Below are 24371 nucleotides of genomic sequence, written 5' to 3'. Positions count from 1 at the left end.
AGGTCATCTTTGCTCCACAAACGAAAACGGGAATACACGGTTTTCCAAGGACCAAAACGTTCCGGCAAATCACGCCAAGGAGCCCCTGTTTTTACTTTCCAAAGCATTCCATTCAGCATGACTCGATTGGGCTTCGAGGGTCTGCCTTCGCCTGTATTTTCGGGTGGCAATAGACCTTGGATCCGTTCCCAATCCTGGTCCTTGATTTCGTGGCGTCGTAGCATAATTTTACAGGCCTCCTCGTGATCTCGTCCCTGTAAAATTATGCTTCGGTTTCTTCTTTGAAGCAATAGATAGTTTTCAGACACGCCCTAGTGAAAAAGAATATGAAATGTTCGCTTCTAAAGATAAGTTGGATCTTGAGATTGTTTATAAAGTAATCCCCAAGAAAGGATGGAGCGACTCCACGGCTTTAACAAAGGAGGACTTCAAGCCCCTGTCGCGCATATGCCATGCTGTTACGTACTTATATTCCACAAGCTCCATTATCCGTTTTTGTCGATTTTTTCTGGTACTTCGAATGTTATAGTCCGCCTCATTCGAGGGAGCTCACGCTACCTGATGGTTCGATTGAACTTGTGTTCAACCTGAGTGAAGATATGATTAAATGGATTGACCAAGATTATAATGGCTTGTTTCAGAAGTATGGCAGTTCTGTCATTAGCGGGCCGCATTCACGATCTTTCATCATTGATACTTCCGTAAAGAGTGCGATTTTGGGAGTACACTTCAAACCAGGCGGTATCTATCCACTTCTTAAAATGCCAGTGTATGAACTACATAATATTCATGTATCCTTAGATACACTGTGGGGAGCAAGAGCCCATGATCTGCATGAGGTTCTGCTTCTATCCAAAACGGTAGATGACAAGTTTCGAAAACTTGAAGAAAGTCTTATAAAGCTGGCCTCCCGACCTCTAATACGACATCCGGTAGTAAGCTTCGCACTAAATGAATTTCTGGGTTTGCCGCATAAAAGCCCCCTTTCGGATGTGATCGGACAAATCGGTTTAAGCCAAAGGAGATTTATCCAGATTTTTAAAGAAGAAGTGGGATTGACTCCCAAGCTCTTCTGTCGTCTTCGCCGCTTTCAGGAGGTATTGAGTAGAATTGAACACGCTAAGAGTGTCAATTGGTTGGATGTCGCTATCGCTTGCGGTTATTATGATCAGATGCATTTTATTAAAGATTTTCAGGCTTTCTCCAGTCTTAATCCTACTGATTATTTCTCGAGGCAAGGCAGGCATCACAATCATGTTGCGATCCATAATTAAAGCCTTAGGAAAAGGTAATTATTGAATGATCAATTTTAAATAAAGGGTCATTTTTTTACTATACGCTCGTTAGAGGGGCGATTAGAATATTTATATGAGGCAAGAACAGTCAGCTTAATCGCAACTAGCGATACGGCATGTGACTCATTCTATTTCGGAAGAGAGAGGTGGATTTAAATGGATAAAGCAACCCCGTTTCTATGGATCAAGAATACTGCTGAGGGGATAGAGTTCTATAAGAAGGCTTTCGATGCGGTGGAGAAATACCGCTTGACGGAGCCTGGAGGCAAAGTGGCTCATGCTGAAATTACAATCGGGGGAGCCAAGATATCAATCGCAGGTGAATATCCCGAATATGGCATTCTGGGACCAGAAACCATTGGAAATACAACGGTTGGTATCCAACTGCAGGTCGACGATGCGGATAAGTTGTTCCAGCAGGCGATTGCGGCTGGAGCGACAATGGTTAATCCGATGGAGGATCAATTCTACGGAGATCGAGCGGGAAGTGTGAAGGATCCGTTCGGACATTATTGGATGATCTCAACCACTATTGAAACCGTGGATCCGGAGGAAATGCAAAAGAGATTCCTCGCCTTGTATGTGAGTTAACCTGTTCTGTGTTGATTACGTTGCCATCGATAGGAACGAAGTTGTTTACACACTAAGGCAACCGTAGCCACTAGGTGATTTCGCAGTTGAGCTTTTCTATGAAATTGATTGAGATTAATCTATGATAATAGCCGCCCTCTTCTTATTAATCAATATTAAGCACTCCACACATGTGGAGTGCTGTGTGTCGCTTATTAGGAAATAGTTTATTGGAGCCACATTTACCCATCAGACGAAGCTCAGGCGTAGTTAGCGCTTGGGCTTTTATTTGCTCAGAAGCGAGATCGGCAGCTGTTTACTTGATTCTCAGAAAAATAGCATATAAGGTGTAGTATGCACTCCCTCTATGAATGGGATTTTTGGTATAAATGATACAAAGTAGCTATAATCTTTTTATGGTCTTGTGCAAGGTATAATTTTACGAGGGGGGAGAGAACGATGCTCGTAAGAGGTAGTGTAGATAAGTATGATAGGGAGACTTCGCAGCATATTGTTGCGTACTTGGATATACTAGGGATCGCGGCAAGAATGAAGCACGGGTACGAACTACAAAAACTTGCGATGAATAAGCTTCATAACCTGTATACTCATACTATGGATAATCGAACAGCTATGGAGGGTTACAGTGATATTCAGTTCAAAATATTCTCCGACAATATTATTATTGTCAAGAAGCTGTCAGAATCGCGGATATCCGCCTAATGGCCGCAGCGCAGCGAGCCGCGACCGAGTTAAAAAAAGTCCCTGACCAGTCAAATTACTGGCCGGGACTCTTATTTTTCTTATCAGCCTCCCCATCCATGATGATCTAAAGTTGAAATAGGCAAGTTCTCTGTTTGTTGTGGCGCTTCCCATCCATGATGATTAAAGGCTACTCCACCTAAAAGTACCAACCCCATTACTAAAGATAAGAATGCTTTTTTCATGAGTCAAACACTCCTTCTACGATATGTTTGTAATTCCATTTTTGCTGTTCTGTCGCATAATCACCATGTTCCCGATACAAAGAAACGCTCTTCTCAAAACCAGAATAATACTTCATTTTATGGGCTAAGTATAAAGCATATAACAATTCATCGATGCCGAGGATCAACCGATTTTTTTTGAAGCTATACACAGCTTTCTCGTACCAAAAGTGAAATAATTGGGTGCCGTCCAAGTAGGTTACATCGGAATTAATGGGAGGGATTTGGGGGACGAGTTTTTCCATAGCCTCGTCTACACAAAAATTATTAACATTTGCTGATTCAATAATATTTAATGCACCCGGAAGAATTTCATTTTGTTTTTCTACATATTCGAGATAATCGTTTAGTACTTTATCATTGCCTGTTTTCAGTTCAAGAGCATACATATTTCCCTTGCCCCAAGTTCGAAACTTCTCAACCTCCTTTTTACCCGTTTCGTCAAGGCACTCGAACCACCCAAGGTCTGAATACGCTGCCACACATTTTTTTGCTTCTTCGTATCGCCCTTGCATGGTGAGGACAAAGCCCTTGATGCGTAGGCCATGACCATAATATACCACTAAATGCCGCTCGGTATGTAGGTTTTTAGCAAATTTTTCTTTTTTTAATTTTTCATACACATTTTGGGCCAAAGCATAGAGTTCATCCCCATAGCGCTCCACCCTTCTCCAATCAGCCAACGAGTAACATACATTCGCCGTCAGTAGTAAAGCATCAAGCCGGGTATCCTCCGGCAAGCGAGTGTAAAACGGTTCGAATTGTTCCAGTGCTTCCTTGTTTCCTTCTGAACTCACTCCGACAAGACATTGAAACAATCGCAAGTGGCACAGGAGGAAAGTTTGATCGTTACAATCTGTTTCCCGATCAATGACATAACGATACAAGGGTGCCGCTTCTGCTTTTTTCTCCTCCTTGAAAAGACACTCTGCCACAGTAAAAAATTGCCCTTTCATTTCCTTCTCCAACCCTACATTTTTCATAAAACCCAAACACTCCCTTCTTCGGATACCATAATATTACATCTGGGAGTTTCAGATAGCAACATAGAGAATTTGAAGGATATTAAGCGATTATCGTCAAAAAATAGATGAAAATCAGAGAAAAACAACACATTTAGACAATTACTTACAATTAATGACATGATTTTACATGAATTTTCGCTTGATTTACTATATTATCGGACGATCTAGTGCTCCTAATTACTCATAAAAAGGTAGTTTTGTCCTATATAAAATATATTGGAACAAGTGGTAATTTATAGGATAACGATCAAGTCGGCCGACCATTGTTCAAATTCAATTAGCCCAGCGGCAAACAATTGTACAGTTTGGGTTTCAATTTAATTTTAGGACCATTTATTTCTGAATTACAAAAAAATGGAACTAACATATTTTGGGAATATGTGCTAACATTTTTTCTAGGGCGTCGCGACAACCCTAAAATAATGAAAGGAGCAAGGGTAGGAATGAAAAAACTTTTTGCTACAATCTCGCTAGCCGCTGTTCTTGCAATGAGTATCCAGCCAGTTTCTGCAAAGGACACCTTGCAAAACAACCCGACCAAAGGCTGCTACGGCGATTTGGAGTCGTATCAGTACAAAGTGGTCGAAACCAACCACGAAGAAGGTTTCAAAAGGATCAAAATCGAAGGAAAAGAAGCGGAAAGGTTTATTCAAAATTCGAATATGCCGAAGCCACCAGAACATGCTGAAATGGGCGGAGTTTTTTTAAAATTGCCCTTAACTGAGCAAAAACCATCCACCATCGCAAGTCCTCAATTGGCCGGGAATCAGTATCTTAAACCCACGGGTACATCCAAAGCATGCGGAGAAATCTTCAATCGAACTACTGCACAAGGTCCAACTGAATATACGTATGTTGCCAAGACAACAGCCAAAGTGACTGCAACTGCCACTGTAGGTATCGACTACGCTTTAGTAAAATCAACTTTTGGCCTCATGGTTGATGAAACAAGGGAAGTATCTGATCAGATCAAGTACACTATACCTTCGGGTGAATATTGGTCGATGGTGGCGGCCACAAACTTGGACATTAACCGTTTTGATGTTATGGAAAAAGGATGGATTTGGGATTCGAAGGTCGGGGATGGTAGTGTAACCGAGCCTAGAGGAATTTGCTTCTATTATTACAAAATTTAAATCTGTAGGTACCCTCTCTTTAAGAGGGTACCTCTTTACTTTTTCATTATGTTGTCTGCTGCCCCGACGCCTTTCGCAGCTCTTCGCCAACCAGTGAATATAATGTATAATTACATGTCAATTGCCGCATGTCACCAGTCCATACATTTTCTCTGTACTCGAATATCTTGAGAATGAGAGTTACCGGGAAGGCTAAAAACGGTACTCAATCCCATTCAGAGGAGTGTTGGTCATGGGCGGTTTAGGAGTGGGCGGTTCTGGTTTTACTTCCACAGGTGTTATTCTGGTTCTTTTCATTCTGCTTGTTATCGTCGCTTGCAGTATCTGTTTTATTTAAGCGAACCAATGTAGAAGAGCCGCCTGCAGGCGGCTCTTCCCATTATTAGGTCTAGTTGGCTAGATTTCAACGCCAGCCTGTCGCGCCTGCACAATCATATTCAAGTACGCCAATTCAGCACCCGTAAGCTGCCGTTTGTATGCTTTTTCAGCCCAAGTATAGTCGGACAGCAGCCCTTTTTTGTGCAGTCCATCCAGCGCGTCGCCAAGCTGCTTCCATTGCCAATCATTTTCAAATACCAAAGGTTTTGCCATGTCGTCTTCATCCTCTCCATTTGTGCATTCTTGATATTCAGCAACCACATCGTCAACGAACTGTCTGAACGTCTTCCCGAGAAGCCGTAAGGCGTTCACCGGGTCCGTCTTCCGCGCCGGATCAAGGATATGGTGCCCTGTTATGTCCGTCGCCGGGTTCAGGCCGTACCGATAGCAGGCGTAGGCCAGCACCCACACATAGCGCTTGTACGCCTCGTTCAGATTGATCTTCCCGCCGTAGCAGAGCTCCACGCCTCCCGCGTAGTCGTTCGAATCCACGCCAAACATTCTGTTGTCGATCGGCGTGTTGTAGACGACATGCCAAGCCTTCTCTGGCCTGCCGGTCAAAAACGGAATACACTCAATAATCTCCCGGTCGTCCACAAACAAATGCGCCGAAGCCGAAACGACGTGTCGGCTGCGCTCATAATACGATACGTTTCCGGCTGCCGTAGAGCCGGGATTCCCGGTATCATGCGCCACCATAAAACGAACGCCCGGCATCGAAATGCGCGGGCGTCTTTTACTTGGTCTCGGTGGGGCCGATGACTTTCGGAGAGCGGTTAAAACAATCCAGAAATCGAAAGCGGATGACACAGGAGCAAGTAGCCCAAAAAATCGGGATCGATTTTACCACAATATCCAAATATGAAAATGATAGATCGCAACCCGATAACGAAGTGCTACAGAAGCTTGCGCAATTGTATGGCGTGTCGATTAATTGGCTTTTGGTAGGAAGTTTGAATGAACCCGGGGACAAGAAAAAGATAAACCGACTGATTATTGATGGGGAACCAGAAGAGTTGACCACAGATGAAGCCGGACACTTGAAGGATAGCCTGGAAATGTATAGATTGCTCAAGGAAAAGCGAAGTAGGGAAGCTAAAAATTGAAGATAAATGACATCATGATCTACTCGGCTTCAGAGAAGATCGCTGGAGCAAAAATTTATACACATATCGGTAGTGAGGATCGTAGAGAATCAGTTAATAAAGCTGATAGCTAATTTTACGGAGGCTTTTGGACTAGTTGGAAATCTCATTTTTGGGACAACCGGACACCTAGCCTTATAGACAAGCGTTTTCAAATGATATGGTTGCTAATAAAAAAGAGGACAATCCCGCGGCTTTTGTTCATTCCGCTCCGGGGATCATCCTCTTTCCGTAGAAAGCGTTTTTCTTAGCTTAACGCTATGACTTATTTCTTCGTAACAAGCTCCAAATCGACAGGGATCGAGGATTCCACTTTCTCGCCTTTCGATACCTTCACGGCCGTTCTTATGGCCACATCGCCGATGGCTGCCGGCTTTTGCGCTACTGTCGCGGCCATTTTGCCTTCGTTTACGGCTTTCACCGCGTCATCGGTCGCATCGAAGCCGACGACGACGATGTTTTTGCTGGAGGCTTGGATCGCCTGCAGTGCGCCCAGCGCCATCTCGTCGTTGTGGGCAAACACGGCTGCAATATCCTTATTCCCCTGCAGGATGTTTTCCATAACGGACAGCCCTTTGGCGCGGTCGAAGTCGGCCGGCTGGGAAGCGACTGTTTTCACGCCGTCTTTGCCGTCTACGGCATTGTGGAAGCCTTTGCCGCGGTCGCGGGCTGCCGAGGTTCCGGCGATGCCTTGCAGCTCGACGATGTTTCCTTTGCCGCCGATCGCTTTGAGAATGAAGTCGCCGGCCATCTGTCCGCCCTTGACGTTGTCGGATACGATATGTGAGACGACTTGGCCGCCGTTCGCTGCGCGGTCGATGGTGATTACCGGAATGTTGGCTTTGTTCGCCGCCTCCACCGCCGTAATGACCGCCACGCTGTCGGTCGGGTTAATCAGGATGACGTTTACTTTTTTCTGGATCAGATCCTCGATGCCGCTGATTTGCTTCGAGGTGTCGTTCTGCGCGTCGACAACGACCAGATCGACTCCGGCTTCCTTCGCCGCTTTTTCGGCGCCTTCTTTCAACGTAACAAAGAACGGATTGTTGAGCGTGGAAATGGAGAGACCGATGGTTGTTTTACCGGAGGCGGCGCCTCCCTCTTTCTTCGGCTCGGCCGTCTTGGCTCCGCCCTCCAGATTGGACTTGGTGGAGCAGCCGGCTGCCACCATGACGAATACCAGCAGGAGCGACAGAACCATGTACATTTTTTTCATGCTACTCTTCCCCTTTGCTTTTTATTTTGCGGCTTTGGAACGGTCCAGCAGCACCGCAACCAAGATGACGGCACCCTTAACGACCAGTTGATAAAAGGATGAAACGTTCAGCAGGTTCAGACCGTTGTCCAATACGCCTATGATCATGGCGCCGATCAGCGTCCCTACCAGCCAGCCCCGTCCGCCGGTTAAGCTGGTTCCTCCGAGAACAACCGCGGCAATCGCATCGAGCTCGTAAGAGGTGCCTGCCGTCGGCTGAGCGGAGTTGAGTCTGGAGGTAAGAATAATTCCGCTTAAAGCTGCCAGTAATCCGCTTACCGAATAAACCATGACTTTGATTCTGGAAGTATTGATCCCGGAAAGCCAAGTCGCTTCCTCATTGCTTCCCAGCGCATAGACGCGCCGCCCGAAGGTCGTGTATTTCAATATAATGAACAGGATGACGAAGGTCAGAACCATCCAGACGATCGGCATCGGAATTTCGAGAAAATACCCTTTTCCGATGATGGCGAAATCTTCGTGCAGTCCGGTAATCGGTCGGCCCTGCGTATAGACGAGCGTCAAGCCGCGGTAGACGGTCATGGTCGCCAAGGTGGCGATGAAGGGGGCGACCTTCCCTTTGGTGACCAGCAGGCCGTTGACGGCTCCGAACACCGCTCCGCAGCCGAGGCCGATCAGCATGGCCAGCCACGGATTCATACCGGAGGCCATCATGCCTGCCGTAAACGCGCTGGACAGCGCCAGAACCGCTCCGACGGAAAGGTCGATTCCTCCGGTCAGGATAACGAACGTCATCCCGAACGCAATCAAGGCGTTGATGGAAATTTGCCGAAGCACGTTGAAAACGTTGGTAACGGTCAAAAAGTCGCTGTTGATCACCGACAAAACGACGACGATTAAGGCGAGTCCGAGCAGCGGACCCAGGCTGAACGCTTTGCCTGCCCGCTTACCGCCCGCTTTCGCTTCCGTTTGCATGATGCTTTCCTCCTCCTGTCGCGCAGTGCATAATTTTTTCCTGCGTGGCTTCCCCTCTGGCGAACTCTCCGGCAATCAGGCCTTCGTGCATCACCAGGATGCGGTCGCTCATGCCGAGAACCTCCGGGAGCTCCGACGAAATCATCAGGATTGCTACGCCTCTGGAAACCAATTGATTCATCAAATCGTAGATTTCCTTCTTGGCGCCGATGTCCACCCCACGGGTCGGCTCGTCCAAAATAAATACCTGCGGATTCGTTTCGAGCCATTTGCCGATAACGACCTTCTGCTGATTTCCTCCACTCAGGGAGCCGACCTTCTGCTCGCTGTTCGGGGTCTTGATCAGCAATTGCGAGATAAGCCGTTCCGAGATGCCGGTTTCTTTGCTGCTGCTGACAAACCCGAGTGAGGAAACGTCCTTCAAATTAGGCAGCGAAATGTTGTCCTTCACGGACAAGTTCAACAGCAGCCCTTCGTCCTTGCGGTCCTCCGTGACCAGTGCGATGCCCGCGCGGATCGCATCGACCGGCTTGCGGATGGCGACGGGCCGGCCGTCGACGCAGATTTCCCCTTGGAGGGCCGGCGTCACCCCGAATAAGGCTTTGGCCAGCTCGGTCCGGCCGGCCCCCATCAGACCGGCGATGCCGACGATTTCCCCGCTGCGCACGGTGAAGGAAATATCTTGCAGCTTGCCCGGCAGCGACAGGCCTTTGACCTCCAGCTTGGGTTCGCCGACGGAAACGTCAATTTTGGGAAAGCGGTCTTTGATTTCCCGGCCTACCATCATTTTGACCAGCTTGTCGATATTCGTATCCGCTACGCAGTCCGTCCCTACCGTATGCCCGTCTCTCATGATGGTGACGCGGTCGCAGATGCGGAAAATTTCCTCCATCCGGTGGGAGATGTAGATCATCCCGACGCCCTTGGTTTTGAGCGATTCGATCACCGTAAAGAGCGATTCGATCTCACGGTCGGTCAGTGCCGCCGTCGGCTCGTCGAGCACGAGAATTTCCGCATTCATGGAAAGCGCTTTAGCAATCTCGATCATTTGCTGCTGTCCGACGGACAGCTCGCCTGCGATGATACCGGGGTCGATGGACAGGCCGAGCTGGGACAAGAAGTGAACCGATTCCTGCCTCATTTTGCCCCAGTTGATCATCCCGCTCCGGCCGTAGGTAAACTCCCGTCCGAGAAAAATATTTTCCATCACCGTCAGATGCGGGATTAAGTTCAATTCCTGATGAATCATGGCAATGCCCAGGCTTTGCGCCATGGAAGGGGAAGCGATCTCGCATGGCGTCCCCTTCAGGATCACGGTTCCGCCGTCTCTGCGGTGAATGCCGCCGAGAATTTTCATGAGCGTGGATTTCCCCGCGCCGTTCTCCCCCATCAGCGCGTGCATTTCCCCACCAATCAGGTTGAACGTCACCTGATCCAGCACTCTGACGCCCGGGAAGCTCTTGCTGATATCGTTCATTTCCAACAGGTATGTCGTCATGACGGCCACTCCTTTCTTAAAAGATCACGCCGGCCTGCAGAACGATGTTCGCATAAGGTGTAAATTCGCCTGTCCGAATAACCGCTTTCGCTTCGTGTGTAAGCCTTTTCAATTGCTCGTGACTGACCGTACGAACCGGAATGTCCTTCATGACGGCTTCCAGCTCCCGCTTGAACTGCGGGCTGGCCCGCTCCATTTCGTCCGCGATGAACGAGGCCTCCACTTCCATTTCCTCGAGCACGATGGACAGCGTATCCAACAGGGAAGGAACGCCCTGCTTCAAGGCCAGATCGATCCGCCGCACATGGGAGGGGATCGGCAGCCCGCTGTCGCAGATCACGATCATATCCGTATGGCCCAATTTGCTGATGACTTCGGAAATTTCGCTGTTGATGATTCCGGTTTTTTTCATGATAGTTTCTCCTCCGCTCATCCGTTAAAATCGAGCACTTCCCGAAGCGTCGGCATCCCCGGCTGCGCGCCGAATTTCGTCACGGCAAGCGCCGAAACCTTGGCCGCGAACGATACGGCCTCCTCCAAGCTTTGCCCCAAAGCAAGCGAGTAAGCCAGCCCTGCGTTGAACGAATCTCCGGCTCCGGTCGTATCCACGACCTCCATGACATAACCGGGAACGCGGGTCAGCGTGCCCTCCTGTGCCATAAAGGCGGAGCCTTCCGCGCCGAGCGTCGTGATCACGTGCCGGGCGCCCATGCCGGCCAGCTCCCGCATCGCGGCCTCCAATTCGCCGCCTTCCGCGGAACGCCCGGTCAGCAAGGCCAGCTCCGTCCGGTTCGGGGTAATATAGTCGACGTTGCGCAGCAATTCCTCCGGCAGCTTCTGTGCCGGGGCGGGGTTTAATACGACCGTCCGTCCGCAAACCTTCGCGAGACGGGCCGCATGCGCGACGGTATCCACGGGAATTTCCATCTGAAGCAGCACGATGTCCGCCGCGTCGATGATTTCCCGGCAAGCGTCGATATGCGCAGGAAGCAGCGTATGATTCGCGCCCGGCAGGACGACAATACTGTTATCTCCTTGACAAACGTATATGCTGGCAACTCCCGTAGCCGTCTGCTCCGCGACCCGCACCGCGTCCGTGCCCACGTTCTCGGCTTGCAGAGCGTGCAGCAGCTCTTGTCCGAAGCTGTCGGTACCGACCACGCCGACCATCGTCACGACCGCGCCCAGCCGGGCCGCCGCAACGGCCTGATTCGCACCCTTTCCTCCGGTAAAAAAACGGATGCCGCGACCGAGCATCGTCTCCCCCTGCTGCGGATACCGGTCCGCTTCGATGACAATATCCATATTCAAGCTTCCGATAACAACGATTTTAGGAGCTTTCATGTCCGTTCCTCCTTAAGGTCGACTCTCTGGGTACGAGCGCGACGTCCAGCTCGTACGTCTGGTCCGCTTCCAGCGTGCCTTCGATTTTCTTGATCAAGATCCGCGAGACGAGCGCGCCCATCTCATAGATCGGCTGGGCGACGGTCGTCAGCTCCGGCTGCGTAATCTCCGTCATGCCGATGCCGTCAAAGCCGCATACCGCCACTTGTCCGGGCACTTGCACGCCCATCCGGTGAAGCGCCTTGAGCGTACCTACCGCCATCAGGTCGTTCCCGGCAAAAATCGCGTCCACATCGGGATGACGCTCCATCAGCAGCTCCGTCGCCCGAATCCCGCCTTCGATCCGGAAGTCTCCCTGAATCATGAACGTCGGCGAGTACCAGTCCAAATGCATCACCGCTTCCTCATACCCGGCCAGCCGCTCCTTGGCCGTAATGAATTCCTGCGGGCCGTAGATGTGGGCGATTTTCCGGCAGCCCATGCTCAGAAGATGCTCGACAGCCAGCTTCGCGCCTTCCCGGTTTTTGGAGCGGACCACGCTGCACGACTGCTTCGGCGGCACCCGGTCGAGGCAGACGACGGGGATGCCTTTCTTGGTCATCTGCTCGACATCGGCGGAATCCAGCGTATTGGAAGCAAAAATAATGCCGTCGATATATTTTTTCTTCAACACCTCAATATAGGACTTCTCCTTGACCCCTTCGTCATCGGAGTTGCACAAAATCACCGTATACCCGTACATCGAGGCGACATCCTCAACGGCCCGGGCCAGCTCCGGAAAGAACGGGTTGGAAATATCGGGAAGAATTAAGGCGATGGTGTTCGTCTTCTTTCCGGCCAATCCCCGGGCCACCGCATTCGGCTCGTAGTTCAGCGCTTCGATGGCCTTTTTTATTTTCTGCTCCGTTTCCACGTTCACATAGCCGCTTTTGTTTAAGTACCGGGAAATCGTCGCAACGGACACGCCCGCCAGCTTGGCTACATCCCGAATGGTTGCCATACTTCTTCACCCCTGTCATGTGGTACCGGTTACATATTGATTAAAAAAAATTTCCGATGATTCCATTGCATTTTATAAGTGATAAAATTCTCATATGATTAAAAATATGGTATCGGTTACACATACAATATAGCACTCCGCGGGAAAGGAATCAACCTCTTTTTTGTGACAGAATCCGGAACGCAATATGTGCCGAGTACGTCCATTTATGTCTTAACGATCAAGCAATACAGCGACATGGTTCGCGAACAGCTTCCCGAACTGAAGGGCGAACATATCCTATTGGAACCCGAACCGAAAGATACCGCTCCTTGTATCGCCTTGTCGGCGTTGCATTTTTTGCAAAAAGGCGAGGATGACGTACTGGTCACGACCCCGTCCGACCAATACATTCCGGAAGGAGACAGCCTGTGGGAAGCGCTGAAGCAAGCGGAGAGCATCGCCCCTTCGGGCTGCTCCATCGTCACCCTGGGCATTGTGCCGACTCGTCCGGAAACCGGCTATGGCTATATCCTGACGGAAGAACCGACGGAAGAAGGGCGCGCGCTTGCGGCGAAAGCTTTTATCGAGAAGCCTCCCGCGGAACGGGCCAAGCAGTTGATGGAGCAAAAGAATGTGTTCTGGAACAGCGGGATTTTCATTTGGATGCCTTCGACCATTTGTAGTTTTTTATTTAAACCGATACAATCGGTGTATGGGATAACAATATAGAAGAACGACAACAACCGTATCACTCATCAACTATCATTTTGTATGGCAAAATTGAAAGGTACGACCTCGCGATGTTTGCGGCATAGCATTTTCCACTTCTATTTTGCCTATGTACAAAAAAGTCATTGACCTAGCTAGGACCTCTCTTTTTGTTATTAAGTGGGGCTCAAACGTCCATGATCTGGATAGGTTAGTCACTTTAATATAGAGGTTTATTTAGGGAAGATCGTCCAGAAAACAGGGGGAGTATTCATGTATATCGTATCTCGGCAAAAGCCGCTGTCTGAGGGCCAAAACCAAGCGCTTGCTAAGGAAGACGCCGCTATTTATCCACTAGGCTACCTTCGGTTTTTGCGGCGATTTGGTGAAGGGACTTACAGAGGGTGGATAAATGTCGAACTGCCTGATTCGGAGGTGCTGAAACCTTTTGCTGGGTACGGGTTATGGGAGTTTGACGAAGACAGCCCCATTACTGAGCAACAGATCGGCGAGTGTATCGCGATAGGTACGACGGTGGACGGCGATTTTCTGGCGGTACATCCCCAGACGGCTGGGTTACTCTGGCTGCCTCGGCATGCGGAGCACGTAAAGGCCATTTCGCTTCAGACACGGGAGCAGGAAGACGAAGGGATATACGCTTTGGTTCTGGACGAAATATACCATCAGGTATATGGAAGCAGCCCAAAGGAAGCTGTCTATTATGAACCGTGGACGGGCACTCGGAGCCATCTCTTTTTGCGTTTGCCGCCAGGGCAGGACCAGCTTTCGTTGCCCGAGCTGGCCGGAGTGTGCCGAGCGGATTTTCCACCGGATTTGTCCATTGAAACCCCATATGCTTGCTTCCTGTTTTACCGGCAACTGGGTGGCTATGTACGATTGAATTATGCTTACCAGACTGAGGTGGCCGTCTTCTATGAAAAGGATGCACAACAGGCGGTTGCCGTTATAGAGCAATGGCTCTTGTCGAAAGGGTGCGAAACGATTTCATAACATAATAGATGATCGATCATATCAGAAAGGGGAATGAATCCTTCAACAACGGGGATTCGTCATATGCCGGGCCCGATGCTCCTGCGATGGGCGAAGTGGCCTAAATGGCCTTGTTCGCCCTAGCATCCAGCCTATCAGACCCGCCCCTCCGCCTCAAGCCGCTGAACTGTAACTTCAATCTTGCATGGTTTCGCCGCATTCATTTTGGTTCTGCTAATGACCACTTCGCGGCCTGCATGTCCTTTTAAAAACTTCCATGAGTTTATTACGTCCCCGCTTGCGCTCTTCCAATACCCGCTTGACTCCCTGGATCAGAAGCTTGTATCTCATTTCGTCGTCGTGGCTAAGTTTGCGCATCTCTTCGAAGTAAGTCTTCACGTGTAAGCTCACTGTCCTTTCTAATTTTGTATAAGCGTACCATGTTGTTCTGAACATTTTCTAAATAACGAACAAACCATTTTGCAAGGACATGTGACCGACCTTTAGTAAGGGTGCCACGCCGCGGCAGGCTCCTTTCGCATTTTTCACCGATGAACTACAAAAAAATTCCACAATAGAACGGAACAATTATGCTTGCACCTTACGTAACGTAAGGTTTTATAATGAAGCTACCGGTAGAAAGCTGGCGTCAAAGAGTGGAGATGATGAATGAAGACATATTGGAAGATCGGAGACCTCGCCAATCTGACGGGGCTTACCGTACGAACCTTGCGTTTTTATGATCAAATTGGGCTGTTCTCTCCGTCGGAACATACGGAATCCGGCCACAGGCTGTACAATGAATCGGACCTGGCGCGTTTGCACCAGATTTTATCGCTTAAGGAGCTGGGGCTATCTCTTGAGGAGATTAAATCGGTTTTAACCGGCGGGCAAATCAGTCCGCTTGAGATCGTCAACTTGCAGATCAACCGAATCAAAGAACAGATCAAGCTGCAGCAGAAATTATTAGAGCAGCTCGAACATGTATCCAAGCTTATGCAGGGCAAGGCGCAAGTAACGATAGAAGATTTCACGAGTCTTCTGCAAGCGATGAAAATGTCATTTGAGAAGCTGGTCATTGAGCGGCAAACGATTTGGGAGCGAAACCTGGATCTGTTGGGGGACTTTCTGGCCGAGGAGAAAGGAATGCCGAAACCTAAGGAGGAAAATCAATGAATGAACGATTTGTCAAGCATGCGACCTTCGTCGTCGAGCGGACCTATGCCGCCTCGCCGGAGCGGGTTTATCAAGCCTGGGCTGACCCGGTTGCCAAAGCCAAGTGGTTTTCGAAGCCGGAGATCTTCGACTTTCGGGTTGGCGGGCGCGAGTACAGCAGCGGCGGGCCGCCGGAAGGGCCGGTGTTTACGTTCGATGCCAGTTACCAGGAAATTGTTCCGGAGCAGCGCATTGTCTATACGTACACCCTGGATTCCAGCAGCACACGCGTCTCCGTCTCGAATACAACGGTCGAGCTGATCAAGCTGGAGGGCGGCACGAAACTCATTTTTACGGAGCAAGGGGCATACTTTGACGGACACGATACGCCAGAAATACGGGAGCACGGTACCCATCTCATGCTGGACGCGCTTGGCAAGGTCTTTGAAGAGGGTGAAAATCATGACAATGGGTAAAAATGAAATTATCTCCTCACGCGAGTTCGATGTGCCGCGGGAGCTTGTATTTCGGGCTTGGATAACCCCTGACTTGCTCGCTCGTTGGTGGGGGCCGCATGGCTTCACGAATACATTTCACGAGTGCGATATCAGACCGGGCGGCACGTGGCGATTCACCATGCATGGACCGGATGGCACGGATTACCCGAACCATAACGTCTTTGTTGAGATCGTACCGCTTGAGCGGATCGTGCTTGACCATCTATCCGGTCACGAATTTCGGATAACGGCAACTTTCGAGAACCTGGAGGGCCGTACCAAAGTTATTTTCCGTCAGCTTTTCAAGATAACCGAGGAATTCGAACGAGTCAAGGCATTCTGTACTGAAGCTAATGAACAGAACCTCGACCGGTTAGGCAGGGTGCTGGAAGAAATGACCCCCTAGCCATGCGGGATGAAAAATTATCGCCGTTCACTCGCTCTGTCGGAGTTGGACGGCGATATTCACCTCATCCCCTTTCACTCAGCGCCGCCGACTGCTTAAAATGCCTCTCCTCTTGTTTATTCGCTACATAACTATGCAAAATCATACCAAGAACAACGACAATCATCCCGCACCAAGATAAAAGCGAGGGCAGGGGGATCGACAAAAACACCAGCTCCCCGGCTAAGGCGAAAAGGACTTCCATCGATTGCGTTGCTTCAACCGAAGCTAGCTTCCGCATATTTCCCCGCACCATATCCGTTGCTTTGAAGAAGAGGACCGTGGCCACGACGCCGGAAAACAAGGCAACCAGCAAAGCTTGAAAGCTCTGCTCCTTGCTCGGCAATCCTACGGTAGACAAGCCATACAAGGAAACGACTACCCAGAAAGGCAGACTTGCAATCGTCATTCCCAATACCCTCTGAAAAGTATCCAAGCGCCCTTCGCAGAGCTCCATCATTTTGCGATTACCCAAAGGATAGGCATACGACGCGATCAGCACAGGGATCACTCCCAGCAATAAACTTTCCAAGGAAAGGCGCTTGGCATGCTCCATCTGCATGAGAATAATCCCTAGCAGGATGAGGAGTGACATGATTAGACCTTTAACGGGAATTTTCCCTCTGATTTGTAGGGGGCCCTTGTCGGTATGTACCGTCTCCCAAAATAACGGCGCAAGCAAAGTGCCCGAGATAATCGTCATTTGCCATGTGCCGGCAATCAGCCAACCGGGGGAATAAGCGGCTGCAAAGCATAAGAGAGCATAGAATAATCCGAAACCCACAGTTCCCCACAATAACCACGTTCCAGGTTGTTTTCTCATTTCCGTTAAGAGCGGACGCAGGTTTTTTCTAGCCAGTACCACGCCCAAGAGCAGCGGAAGCATGAAGAGGTACCGCAGCGAAGCGCTCCAAATCCAACTTCCGCCGGACAGCTCCATCGAGGCATTGAGAACAAAGGTAGAAGCAAAAAAGAAGGCTGAACATACCCCGATCCAAATGGGCTTCAACTGAACTCACCTCGGCTCCGTGGGTTGGGTTAGCAGCTCGCCGAGGCTTAGCCAGTTCTCTTCGACAAGTCGGACAACCTTCTCATACTCCCCATTTCGGCAAGCGGCAATCATGTGATTGTGCTGCTCCACGGAATATAACCCTTTCAAGGTATTAAATTGGGAAATCTCCAATCGTTGAATTTTGGGGATGCTGCGTTCCAGCGCCAGTACGATCTCAGGATTCCCCGCTGCATCTAAGAAAACCTTGTGAAAATGCGTATCCGCCTCGATGGCCTGAATCACGTCGCCTTGTTCAATCGCTAGCTGTAAAGCGTTATTGCTTGCCTCAAGCGTTTGAAGATCCGCTTCCTTCAAAACAGGACATGCGAGCCTTGCCGCTAAAGCGTGTAAGACGGCGACTACCGTAAACGCGTGCTTCGCCTCCGTTACATTTAATGGTGCTACGTAAGTGGACGATCCCGGAAGGGATGCGACCAAGCCTTCATCTTCGAGCCTTTTGAGCGCTTCCCTGACAGGCGTGCGGCTAATGCCGAATTTCTCCGCCAATTCTTTATCGCTCAAGCGTTCCTCGGGATGCAGTTCCAAGGTGATAATCCACTTTTTCAAAGTTTGATACACTTCATCTCTTAACGACAGTCGTTGAATGGGTTTAATCAGTTCTTTTTTCATAAAACCAATATATCGGATATTGTCTTTTTGGGCAATATTTATTTGCGATCCGGTAAGGTCGGCGATTTATCAGCAAAACTAATAAAAGCTATAAAATCCTTTTAATTGATCCGTTGACCCGGCTATGATAGCTTGAAGATAAGAATAAATTAATTATATAAGAATACTAGGAATTATTTTCATCCTATGCGAGGTGCATATTGTTGACATTACAGGTGATGAACAGTCCTTTTAACCAAGAGCAAGTGGAGCTTCTCAACCGCTTGCTGCCTACGCTGACGGAGGTGCAGAAGATTTGGCTGAGCGGTTATTTGACGGCTCTGCACAAAACCGAAGCTTCGGCGTCTGCTCCGGCCGTGAACCAACCGGCCCTCTCCAAAGAGGTGACGGTACTATTCGGGTCCCAGACCGGGAACAGCCAGAAGCTGGCGAAGAAGCTGAGCGAAAAGCTGAAGGAGCAGGGCCTCCAGCCAACGCTTTCCTCCATGAGCGACTTCAAGCCGAATACGCTTAAGAAGGTTGAAAATCTGCTCATCCTGGTGAGCACGCACGGGGAAGGCGAACCGCCGGACAACGCGCTGTCTTTCTATGAATTTCTGCACAGCAAGAGAACGCCGCAATTGGAAGGCTTGCGGTACTCCGTATTGGCTCTGGGGGACACTTCGTATGAATTTTTCTGCCAAACGGGCAAGGACTTCGATAAGCGTCTTGAGGAGCTCGGAGGCAAAAGGCTTACCGCACGCGTCGACTGCGATGTGGATTTTGAGGATTCCGCGGCGGAGTGGATGGATCGCGTCGTGGCCTCTCTGAACGAGGCCCCGGCGGCCCCGTCCTTGGGAAGCGGCGGCGGAGCAACTGTCCGCAGCGAAACGCAGCAGACGGAATATTCGAGAACGAACCCATATCAAGCCGCAGTGCTTGAAAATTTGAATCTGAACGGACGCGGATCGGACCGGGAAACGCGTCACCTGGAGATTTCGCTGGAAGGGTCGAATCTCCAGTATGAGCCGGGCGACAGCTTGGGCGTGTATCCCAAAAATCATCCCAGACTTGTCGACGAACTGATCCAGGCGATGGATTGGAACCGGGAGGAGCTCGTTCCGGTCGATAAAAACGGCAACGAGCGCCCGCTGCTTGAAGCTTTGACCAGCCACTATGAAATTACGGTTCTGACAAAGCCGCTGTTGGAGCAAGCGGCCAATCTCTTCCCGGATAGCGGCCTGCAGGAGCTGCTTGCGGCAGGACGTGAGCAAGAGCTTCGAGCGTATGTCAAAAACCGGGATTTGCTGGATCTAGTGCAGGATTACCAGCTAAAGGGAGTATCGGGCAAATCATTCGTATCGATTCTTCGCAAGCTGCCGCCGCGTCTTTATTCCATTTCCAGCAGCCCGAAGGCGTACCCGGACGAGGTGCATCTCACGGTCCGAAAGGTACACTACGAAGCACACGAACGAGAGCGATACGGGGTATGCTCGACTTATATCGCCGATCATTTGGAGCTGGGTGATTCGCTGCCGGTATTTATCCAGCACAACCCGAACTTCAAGCTTCCGCAAAATCCGGATACACCGGTCATCATGATCGGACCCGGCACAGGCGCAGCTCCGTTCCGGGCCTTCTTGGGCGAACGGGAAGAAACCGGGGCGCAGGGCAAGACGTGGCTGTTTTTCGGCGACCGCCATTTCTCCACGGATTTCCTTTATCAGGTCGAGTGGCAGCGTTGGCTGAAAGACGGCGTGCTGACCCGCATGGATGTGGCGTTCTCCCGCGATACGGATGAGAAGATTTATGTGCAGCACCGCATTCTTGAACACGGCAAGGAATTGTATCAGTGGCTGCAGGAAGGGGCCAGCGTCTACGTGTGCGGAGACGAAAAGCACATGGCGCATGACGTTCATGCCGCTCTCGCCGCCATTATCGAGCGGGAGGGCGGACTTAGCTCAGGGGCCGCCGCGGAGTATTTGGCACGATTGCAACAAGACAAACGTTATCAGCGAGATGTCTACTGAGTTCAGGCTCAAAGATAACGAGAGGGGATAGGGACATGAGCGAAAATAATTTACTTTCAGCGAACAGCGCGCCTCATAGCGATGTAGAGGAGATCAAGGAGCGAAGCGACTACCTGCGGGGATCGCTTGCAGCAACGCTCCATGACAGAATCACGGGCTCCATTCCCGAGGATGATAACCGCTTAATGAAATTTCACGGAAGCTACATGCAGGATGACCGGGATCTTCGCAACGAGCGGAATAAACAGAAGCTGGAGCCAGCCTACCAGTTCATGGTGCGTGTGAGGGCGGCCGGTGGGGTCGTTACGCCGCAGCAATGGCTCATGATGGACCGGATCGCACAGCAGTATGCCAACGGAACGATTCGTCTCACGACCCGCCAGTCGTTCCAGCTTCACGGCGTGATCAAGTGGAACATGAAACAGGTCATCAAGGAAGTCAACGAAGCGCTGTTAAGCACGCTTGCGGCATGCGGGGACGTCAACCGTAACGTGATGAGCAACCCGAACCCGTACGTTTCCGAAATCCACGAGCAGGTGTACGAATGGGCCAAGAAAATAAGCCATCATCTTGATCCGCGAACCAGAGCCTACCATGAAATTTGGCTGGATGAAGAGAAGGTTGTCGACAGCCGCGACGGAGAAGAGCAAGAACCGATTTACGGACCCGTTTACTTGCCGCGTAAGTTCAAGATCGGCATTGCCGTGCCGCCTTCCAACGACGTCGATGTCTTCTCTCAGGATCTTGGATTCATCGCGATCCATGAGAAAGGGCGGCTGCTAGGCTTCAACGTAGCTGTCGGCGGAGGCATGGGGATGACACACGGCGATCCGCAAACGTATCCGCAGCTGGCGCGGGTGATCGGTTTTGTCACGCCGGAGCAGGTTGTCGACGTGGCCGAAAAGACAGTCACGATCCAAAGGGATTATGGAGACCGTTCGGTGCGAAAGCATGCCCGGTTCAAGTACACCATCGACGACCGCGGCTTGGAATGGTTTATCGACGAGCTTCATCAGCGGTTGGGATGGAAGCTGGAGGAAGCGCGCCCTTATCATTTCGACCACAATGGAGACCGTTATGGCTGGGTGAAGGGAAGCAACGGCAAATGGCATTTCACCCTCTTTATTCAGAACGGTCGGGTGAAGGACGAGGACAATTACTCCTTGATGTCCGGGTTACGGGAAATTGCCAAGGTGCACAACGGGGATTTCCGTCTGACACCGAATCAGAATCTGATCATCGGCAACGTATCGGCCCAGAAGAAGAAAAAAATCGAGGAACTCATCAAGGAATACGGGCTGACCGACGGCATTCACTATTCCGCACTGCGCAGAAACTCGATGGCCTGTGTTGCCTTTCCGACCTGTGGTCTGGCGATGGCCGAATCGGAGCGCTATTTGCCCACGCTGCTGGAGAAGATCGAATCGATCTTGGACGAGGCGGGATTGCGCGAAGAGGAGATTGTCATTCGGATGACCGGTTGTCCGAACGGATGCGCCCGGCCTGCGCTTGCGGAAATTTCCTTTATCGGCAAAGCCCCGGGGAGATACAACATGTATTTGGGCGGCGGCTTCTCCGGCAACCGGTTGAATAAAATGTACCGCGAAAATATTGACGAGACGCAGATTCTTGCGGAGCTGCGGCCCATCTTGAACCGCTATGCGAAGGAGCGCGAGGAAGGCGAGCATTTCGGCGATTTCGCGATTCGCGCCGGGTACGTGAAAGAAGTTCGTTCGGGACTTGATTTTCACGAGTAACGCAATATTCCTATATGACCAAGTGGCGAGCTGTCCTTAAAGTAGATTTCTACTGAAGAGACAGCTCTTCTTTATGAATTGGCCCCACATTGACATATCTGCATTTCTAGATATAATGAATTAATAGATCCTAAGAATCGAGGAAAACCATATGTCTGCAAATAAAACAAACAAACAACTGAGCGATATACCATTCTCCGTGCTCGATCTGTCTCCTGTCGTCGAGGGAGGAAGTCCTGCCGAGTCTTTTCGCAACACGCTGGACCTTGCCCGGCATGCCGAGAAGTGGGGGTACAACCGCTACTGGCTGGCGGAGCACCATAATATGCCTTCTATCGCCAGCTCCGCCACTTCTGTCGTGATCGCTCATGTGGCGGCCGGTACATCAACGATCCGGGTGGGCTCAGGCGGGATCATGCTTCCCAACCATTCGCCTCTGGTGATTGCAGAGCAGTTCGGGACGCTTGAATCCCTGTTCCCGGGACGCATTGATCTGGGTCTCGGGCGCGCACCCGGCACGGATCAGCGAACCGCACTCGCGCTGCGTCGTGACATCCGGAATGGAGGCCAGGATTTCCCGGACCAATTGGATGAGCTGCGGGCCTATTTCGACCCATCGTTGGCCTCAGGTCCAATGCATGTGAAGGCGATCCCGGGAGAGGGCCTCACGATTCCTATCTGGCTGCTCGGCTCAAGCAGCTTCAGCGCACAACTGGCCGGTCAGCTCGGTCTGCCGTTTGCTTTCGCCAGTCACTTTTCGCCCGCCAACACCGTGCTGGCGATGGAATTATATCGTCGTACCTTCAAGCCTTCGAAAGTGCTTGAGAGGCCGTATGCGATGGTTGGCGTCAATGTCATTGCCGCGGATACGGATGAAGAAGCGAACCGCTTGGGCACGACATTGCAGCAGCAATTCCTAAACCTGATCCGGGGCATTGAAGGGCTGCTAAAGCCGCCTGTGGACAACATGGATAGCCTATGGAGCGAGCACGAAAAACAAGCCTTGCAGCAACAGCTTGGTTCCTCCATCTTTGGCAGTCCGGAAACGGTGAAACAAAAGCTGCAAGCCTTCTTGGACGCTACCCAAGCGGACGAAATGATGGTCGTCGGCCATGTGTTTGATCACCAGGCGCGTCTGCGTTCTTACGAAATCGTCGCCGATCTTTTCACCCCATAACCTACTGCACAAACCTAAAAAGGGCTTCGCAAGATGATCTTATCATTTGCGAAGCTCTAAACCGACCCCCGACCCCAAATTATTTGTTTTCTCAAGGCCCTGCCGTTGTTCCCAAAGATGCTGCCCTCGATGGAAGAATGGAAATGCAATAAATGCCAAAAGCATGAGGATGGCGAATAGGACAGGACCTTGCCCGAAACCTAATACGCTCAGTAAAATACCGCCAATCCAAGCACAAACACTCTGCCCGATAAATGCCAATCCGCTGGCGCCATAATAGGCCCCTCTCAAAGGTTCGGGTGCAATTTCACCGATAAGCACATCTCCAATGACAAAGCATAAGATTTCGCCGGTCGTAAAAACTACCATCGACACGGCAAGCATAAAGATATTGTCGAAAATCCCAAACCCGAACAGACCCAAACCAAATAACAGACACCCGGCTTTTAATGCCGTTAAGGAAGAGAAGCGCTTCATCAGCTTGGCAAGAGGATATTGCAGTATCAATACAGAAAGCGTATTGATAACGAAAAGAAACGAATACGCTTCTATCCGATCATGACCAATATATTGCGATAAAGTAGTATCCAAGTGTGAATAGGCTCCTGTTACAAATACATTGCCAAGAAGAAAATAGAGGAATACTTTATCCGTAAAAATAATTCGCGCCATTTGGTTCATGGTGATCGATGCTGATGTCTCATGAAGCTTTTGCTTGAACGTTACCATGAAAAACACCAAAACGATAGCGTAAATAAAAAAAATCACAGCACTTACGAAAAACGGCAAAAACGATGAAGAACTGCCTGCGCCAAGCTTCAAGCCTACTAATGGTCCGATAGCTCCTCCCATATTGATGGCAAAATATCTCGCATTAAAGGCGTCAGCGCGATGTTCGGAAGGCGTTACATCGGCCAGCAAAGCTCTGGCGGTCGGTTCAAAAACACTGCGGCAGAGACCGTTTAACGCACTCAATAAGAAGAAAGCCCAAGTTTCGTTGGCGAAGGCGAAGCCTATCATGACAAGACTCCATGCGGCCATCGAAAAAATCATAACCGGATATCTGCCCAAACGATCCGATAATGCTCCTCCAACAAAACTGCTCATGGTTCCGACCAATAAGCTTAGTGCTAAAATGGCCCCAACGGTCGCCGGATCGATTCCCTTGACTTTTCCCAAATAAACACCTAAAAATGGTAGTGTCATAAAAAATCCTGTGCGTGACAGGAAGGTTCCGATAATGACGCCCCATGCTACCGGATGAAATCGTGTCATGTTCATCCTATTCATCCCCCTCTGTTGGTTCGTTTTCCTTAACATCAGTATAGCTATTAAAAAAGGTATAAAAAGAGCATGATTTGATTGAATCACATCACCTTTTTTAGTAAGAAATGAGGTTCGA

At 50.1% G+C, this 24371-nt stretch carries 26 protein-coding genes; 13 read left to right on the top strand and 13 right to left on the bottom strand.

The window, feature by feature from the left end; translation table 11 throughout:
- Positions 1 to 224, bottom strand: a 224-nt coding sequence (locus tag BLO51_RS24475) for a transposase (RefSeq protein WP_143006975.1), incomplete at its 3' end; no start/stop codon positions are given.
- Positions 225 to 452: 228 nt separating this feature from the next.
- Between BLO51_RS24475 and BLO51_RS24470 the strand changes: the two genes are divergently transcribed.
- Together BLO51_RS24470 and BLO51_RS24465 are read left to right on the top strand one after the other, a co-directional pair.
- Complete coding sequence (locus BLO51_RS24470) at positions 453 to 1274, top strand: AraC family transcriptional regulator (RefSeq protein WP_090676015.1); 822 nt, start codon at positions 453 to 455, stop codon at positions 1272 to 1274.
- Positions 1275 to 1451: 177 nt separating this feature from the next.
- A complete protein-coding gene (locus tag BLO51_RS24465; protein WP_090676013.1) occupies positions 1452 to 1886 on the top strand; it encodes a VOC family protein in 435 nt (144 codons plus the stop codon).
- 785 nt (positions 1887 to 2671) lie between these two features.
- Here BLO51_RS24465 and BLO51_RS29445 read toward each other — a convergent pair.
- Together BLO51_RS29445 and BLO51_RS24455 are read right to left on the bottom strand one after the other, a co-directional pair.
- Positions 2672 to 2812, bottom strand: a complete 141-nt coding sequence (locus BLO51_RS29445; RefSeq protein ID WP_167670320.1) for a hypothetical protein — start codon at positions 2810 to 2812, stop codon at positions 2672 to 2674.
- Positions 2809 to 3834, bottom strand: a complete 1026-nt coding sequence (locus BLO51_RS24455; RefSeq protein WP_090676009.1) for a DNA-binding protein — start codon at positions 3832 to 3834, stop codon at positions 2809 to 2811. The genes BLO51_RS29445 and BLO51_RS24455 overlap by 4 nt, the downstream gene beginning before the upstream one ends.
- Before the next feature lie 485 nt (positions 3835 to 4319).
- On the opposite strand from BLO51_RS24455, the gene BLO51_RS24450 reads away from it, so the two are divergent.
- Together BLO51_RS24450 and BLO51_RS30580 are read left to right on the top strand one after the other, a co-directional pair.
- Positions 4320 to 5012, top strand: coding sequence for a hypothetical protein (locus tag BLO51_RS24450; protein ID WP_090676007.1), 693 nt, complete (start codon positions 4320 to 4322; stop codon positions 5010 to 5012).
- A gap of 232 nt (positions 5013 to 5244) precedes the next feature.
- Complete coding sequence (locus BLO51_RS30580) at positions 5245 to 5349, top strand: YjcZ family sporulation protein (protein ID WP_245719803.1); 105 nt, start codon at positions 5245 to 5247, stop codon at positions 5347 to 5349.
- A 59-nt stretch (positions 5350 to 5408) separates the two neighbouring features.
- Here the strand turns inward: BLO51_RS30580 and BLO51_RS24445 are convergent, their stop codons facing one another.
- Positions 5409 to 6107 (bottom strand): peptidoglycan recognition protein family protein, encoded by a 699-nt coding sequence (locus BLO51_RS24445; protein WP_245719802.1) that lies wholly within the window; start codon positions 6105 to 6107, stop codon positions 5409 to 5411.
- A 41-nt stretch (positions 6108 to 6148) separates the two neighbouring features.
- On the opposite strand from BLO51_RS24445, the gene BLO51_RS24440 reads away from it, so the two are divergent.
- Complete coding sequence (locus BLO51_RS24440; protein ID WP_090676005.1) at positions 6149 to 6496, top strand: helix-turn-helix domain-containing protein; 348 nt, start codon at positions 6149 to 6151, stop codon at positions 6494 to 6496.
- A 304-nt stretch (positions 6497 to 6800) separates the two neighbouring features.
- On the opposite strand, the gene rbsB is transcribed toward BLO51_RS24440, so the two are convergent.
- The 6 genes from rbsB to BLO51_RS24410 are packed head-to-tail and all read right to left on the bottom strand — an operon-like array spanning position 6801 to position 12568.
- Positions 6801 to 7751, bottom strand: a complete 951-nt coding sequence (gene rbsB, locus BLO51_RS24435; RefSeq protein WP_090676004.1) for a ribose ABC transporter substrate-binding protein RbsB — start codon at positions 7749 to 7751, stop codon at positions 6801 to 6803.
- 21 nt (positions 7752 to 7772) lie between these two features.
- Complete coding sequence (locus BLO51_RS24430) at positions 7773 to 8726, bottom strand: ABC transporter permease (RefSeq protein WP_090676003.1); 954 nt, start codon at positions 8724 to 8726, stop codon at positions 7773 to 7775.
- The gene (locus BLO51_RS24425; protein ID WP_090676001.1) at positions 8698 to 10224 is read right to left on the bottom strand and encodes a sugar ABC transporter ATP-binding protein; all 1527 of its coding nucleotides are present in this window, start codon (positions 10222 to 10224) and stop codon (positions 8698 to 8700) included. Before BLO51_RS24425 ends, BLO51_RS24430 begins: the two co-directional genes overlap by 29 nt.
- 16 nt (positions 10225 to 10240) lie before the next feature.
- On the bottom strand, positions 10241 to 10636 hold the full coding sequence (rbsD, locus tag BLO51_RS24420) for a D-ribose pyranase (RefSeq protein WP_090676000.1): 396 nt from the start codon (positions 10634 to 10636) through the stop codon (positions 10241 to 10243).
- 17 nt (positions 10637 to 10653) lie between these two features.
- Positions 10654 to 11568 (bottom strand): ribokinase, encoded by a 915-nt coding sequence (rbsK, locus tag BLO51_RS24415; RefSeq protein ID WP_090675998.1) that lies wholly within the window; start codon positions 11566 to 11568, stop codon positions 10654 to 10656.
- A complete protein-coding gene (locus tag BLO51_RS24410) occupies positions 11555 to 12568 on the bottom strand; it encodes a LacI family DNA-binding transcriptional regulator (RefSeq protein ID WP_090675996.1) in 1014 nt (337 codons plus the stop codon). Before BLO51_RS24410 ends, rbsK begins: the two co-directional genes overlap by 14 nt.
- A gap of 165 nt (positions 12569 to 12733) precedes the next feature.
- Here BLO51_RS24410 and BLO51_RS24405 point away from each other — a divergent pair, with 165 nt between their 5' ends.
- From BLO51_RS24405 to BLO51_RS24385, 5 genes are all read left to right on the top strand, one after another.
- Complete coding sequence (locus BLO51_RS24405) at positions 12734 to 13279, top strand: sugar phosphate nucleotidyltransferase (RefSeq protein WP_245719801.1); 546 nt, start codon at positions 12734 to 12736, stop codon at positions 13277 to 13279.
- Between the two features lie 252 nt (positions 13280 to 13531).
- Positions 13532 to 14269 carry a hypothetical protein gene (locus BLO51_RS24400; protein ID WP_090675994.1) on the top strand — a complete coding sequence of 246 codons (738 nt, stop codon included), beginning with the start codon at positions 13532 to 13534 and terminating at the stop codon, positions 14267 to 14269.
- A 648-nt stretch (positions 14270 to 14917) separates the two neighbouring features.
- Positions 14918 to 15424 carry a MerR family transcriptional regulator gene (locus BLO51_RS24395; protein WP_090675993.1) on the top strand — a complete coding sequence of 169 codons (507 nt, stop codon included), beginning with the start codon at positions 14918 to 14920 and terminating at the stop codon, positions 15422 to 15424.
- A complete protein-coding gene (locus BLO51_RS24390) occupies positions 15421 to 15879 on the top strand; it encodes an SRPBCC family protein (RefSeq protein ID WP_090675991.1) in 459 nt (152 codons plus the stop codon). Before BLO51_RS24395 ends, BLO51_RS24390 begins: the two co-directional genes overlap by 4 nt.
- A complete protein-coding gene (locus tag BLO51_RS24385) occupies positions 15866 to 16306 on the top strand; it encodes an SRPBCC family protein (RefSeq protein ID WP_090675990.1) in 441 nt (146 codons plus the stop codon). Before BLO51_RS24390 ends, BLO51_RS24385 begins: the two co-directional genes overlap by 14 nt.
- 64 nt (positions 16307 to 16370) lie before the next feature.
- On the opposite strand, the gene BLO51_RS24380 is transcribed toward BLO51_RS24385, so the two are convergent.
- Both BLO51_RS24380 and BLO51_RS24375 read right to left on the bottom strand, forming a co-directional pair.
- On the bottom strand, positions 16371 to 17354 hold the full coding sequence (locus BLO51_RS24380) for a DMT family transporter (RefSeq protein WP_090675988.1): 984 nt from the start codon (positions 17352 to 17354) through the stop codon (positions 16371 to 16373).
- Positions 17355 to 17360: 6 nt separating this feature from the next.
- Positions 17361 to 18026: a GntR family transcriptional regulator gene (locus BLO51_RS24375; protein ID WP_090675986.1), complete on the bottom strand. Its 666-nt coding sequence runs from the start codon at positions 18024 to 18026 to the stop codon at positions 17361 to 17363.
- 203 nt (positions 18027 to 18229) lie between these two features.
- Here BLO51_RS24375 and BLO51_RS24370 point away from each other — a divergent pair, with 203 nt between their 5' ends.
- The 3 genes from BLO51_RS24370 (at position 18230) to BLO51_RS24360 (ending at position 22969) form a co-directional block, all read left to right on the top strand.
- Positions 18230 to 20035 (top strand): assimilatory sulfite reductase (NADPH) flavoprotein subunit, encoded by a 1806-nt coding sequence (locus BLO51_RS24370; RefSeq protein WP_090675985.1) that lies wholly within the window; start codon positions 18230 to 18232, stop codon positions 20033 to 20035.
- A gap of 35 nt (positions 20036 to 20070) precedes the next feature.
- On the top strand, positions 20071 to 21792 hold the full coding sequence (gene cysI / locus BLO51_RS24365; protein ID WP_090675983.1) for an assimilatory sulfite reductase (NADPH) hemoprotein subunit: 1722 nt from the start codon (positions 20071 to 20073) through the stop codon (positions 21790 to 21792).
- A gap of 151 nt (positions 21793 to 21943) precedes the next feature.
- Complete coding sequence (locus BLO51_RS24360; RefSeq protein WP_090675982.1) at positions 21944 to 22969, top strand: LLM class flavin-dependent oxidoreductase; 1026 nt, start codon at positions 21944 to 21946, stop codon at positions 22967 to 22969.
- Positions 22970 to 23011: 42 nt separating this feature from the next.
- Here BLO51_RS24360 and BLO51_RS24355 read toward each other — a convergent pair whose 3' ends face one another.
- The gene (locus BLO51_RS24355; protein ID WP_245719800.1) at positions 23012 to 24250 is read right to left on the bottom strand and encodes an MDR family MFS transporter; all 1239 of its coding nucleotides are present in this window, start codon (positions 24248 to 24250) and stop codon (positions 23012 to 23014) included.
- Positions 24251 to 24371: the final 121 nt, after the last annotated feature.

The sequence above is a fragment of the Paenibacillus tianmuensis genome (assembly GCF_900100345.1).
In the GTDB taxonomy this organism is placed as follows: domain Bacteria; phylum Bacillota; class Bacilli; order Paenibacillales; family NBRC-103111; genus Paenibacillus_G; species Paenibacillus_G tianmuensis.
Note: the sequence above shows the minus strand (reverse complement) of the source record. Positions and strands in the feature narration are given on the sequence as shown.

Coding starts and splice junctions, on each gene's coding strand:
- BLO51_RS24470 (WP_090676015.1), top strand. CDS start 453: ATGCTGTTACGTACTTATATTCCACAAGCTCCATTATCCGTTTTTGTC.
- BLO51_RS24465 (WP_090676013.1), top strand. CDS start 1,452: ATGGATAAAGCAACCCCGTTTCTATGGATCAAGAATACTGCTGAGGGG.
- BLO51_RS29445 (WP_167670320.1), bottom strand. CDS start 2,812: ATGAAAAAAGCATTCTTATCTTTAGTAATGGGGTTGGTACTTTTAGGT.
- BLO51_RS24455 (WP_090676009.1), bottom strand. CDS start 3,834: ATGAAAAATGTAGGGTTGGAGAAGGAAATGAAAGGGCAATTTTTTACT.
- BLO51_RS24450 (WP_090676007.1), top strand. CDS start 4,320: ATGAAAAAACTTTTTGCTACAATCTCGCTAGCCGCTGTTCTTGCAATG.
- BLO51_RS30580 (WP_245719803.1), top strand. CDS start 5,245: ATGGGCGGTTTAGGAGTGGGCGGTTCTGGTTTTACTTCCACAGGTGTT.
- BLO51_RS24445 (WP_245719802.1), bottom strand. CDS start 6,107: ATGCCGGGCGTTCGTTTTATGGTGGCGCATGATACCGGGAATCCCGGC.
- BLO51_RS24440 (WP_090676005.1), top strand. CDS start 6,149: ATGACTTTCGGAGAGCGGTTAAAACAATCCAGAAATCGAAAGCGGATG.
- rbsB (WP_090676004.1), bottom strand. CDS start 7,751: ATGAAAAAAATGTACATGGTTCTGTCGCTCCTGCTGGTATTCGTCATG.
- BLO51_RS24430 (WP_090676003.1), bottom strand. CDS start 8,726: ATGCAAACGGAAGCGAAAGCGGGCGGTAAGCGGGCAGGCAAAGCGTTC.
- BLO51_RS24425 (WP_090676001.1), bottom strand. CDS start 10,224: ATGACGACATACCTGTTGGAAATGAACGATATCAGCAAGAGCTTCCCG.
- rbsD (WP_090676000.1), bottom strand. CDS start 10,636: ATGAAAAAAACCGGAATCATCAACAGCGAAATTTCCGAAGTCATCAGC.
- rbsK (WP_090675998.1), bottom strand. CDS start 11,568: ATGAAAGCTCCTAAAATCGTTGTTATCGGAAGCTTGAATATGGATATT.
- BLO51_RS24410 (WP_090675996.1), bottom strand. CDS start 12,568: ATGGCAACCATTCGGGATGTAGCCAAGCTGGCGGGCGTGTCCGTTGCG.
- BLO51_RS24400 (WP_090675994.1), top strand. CDS start 13,532: ATGTATATCGTATCTCGGCAAAAGCCGCTGTCTGAGGGCCAAAACCAA.
- BLO51_RS24395 (WP_090675993.1), top strand. CDS start 14,918: ATGAAGACATATTGGAAGATCGGAGACCTCGCCAATCTGACGGGGCTT.
- BLO51_RS24390 (WP_090675991.1), top strand. CDS start 15,421: ATGAATGAACGATTTGTCAAGCATGCGACCTTCGTCGTCGAGCGGACC.
- BLO51_RS24385 (WP_090675990.1), top strand. CDS start 15,866: ATGACAATGGGTAAAAATGAAATTATCTCCTCACGCGAGTTCGATGTG.
- BLO51_RS24375 (WP_090675986.1), bottom strand. CDS start 18,026: ATGAAAAAAGAACTGATTAAACCCATTCAACGACTGTCGTTAAGAGAT.
- cysI (WP_090675983.1), top strand. CDS start 20,071: ATGAGCGAAAATAATTTACTTTCAGCGAACAGCGCGCCTCATAGCGAT.
- BLO51_RS24360 (WP_090675982.1), top strand. CDS start 21,944: ATGTCTGCAAATAAAACAAACAAACAACTGAGCGATATACCATTCTCC.
- BLO51_RS24355 (WP_245719800.1), bottom strand. CDS start 24,250: ATGAACATGACACGATTTCATCCGGTAGCATGGGGCGTCATTATCGGA.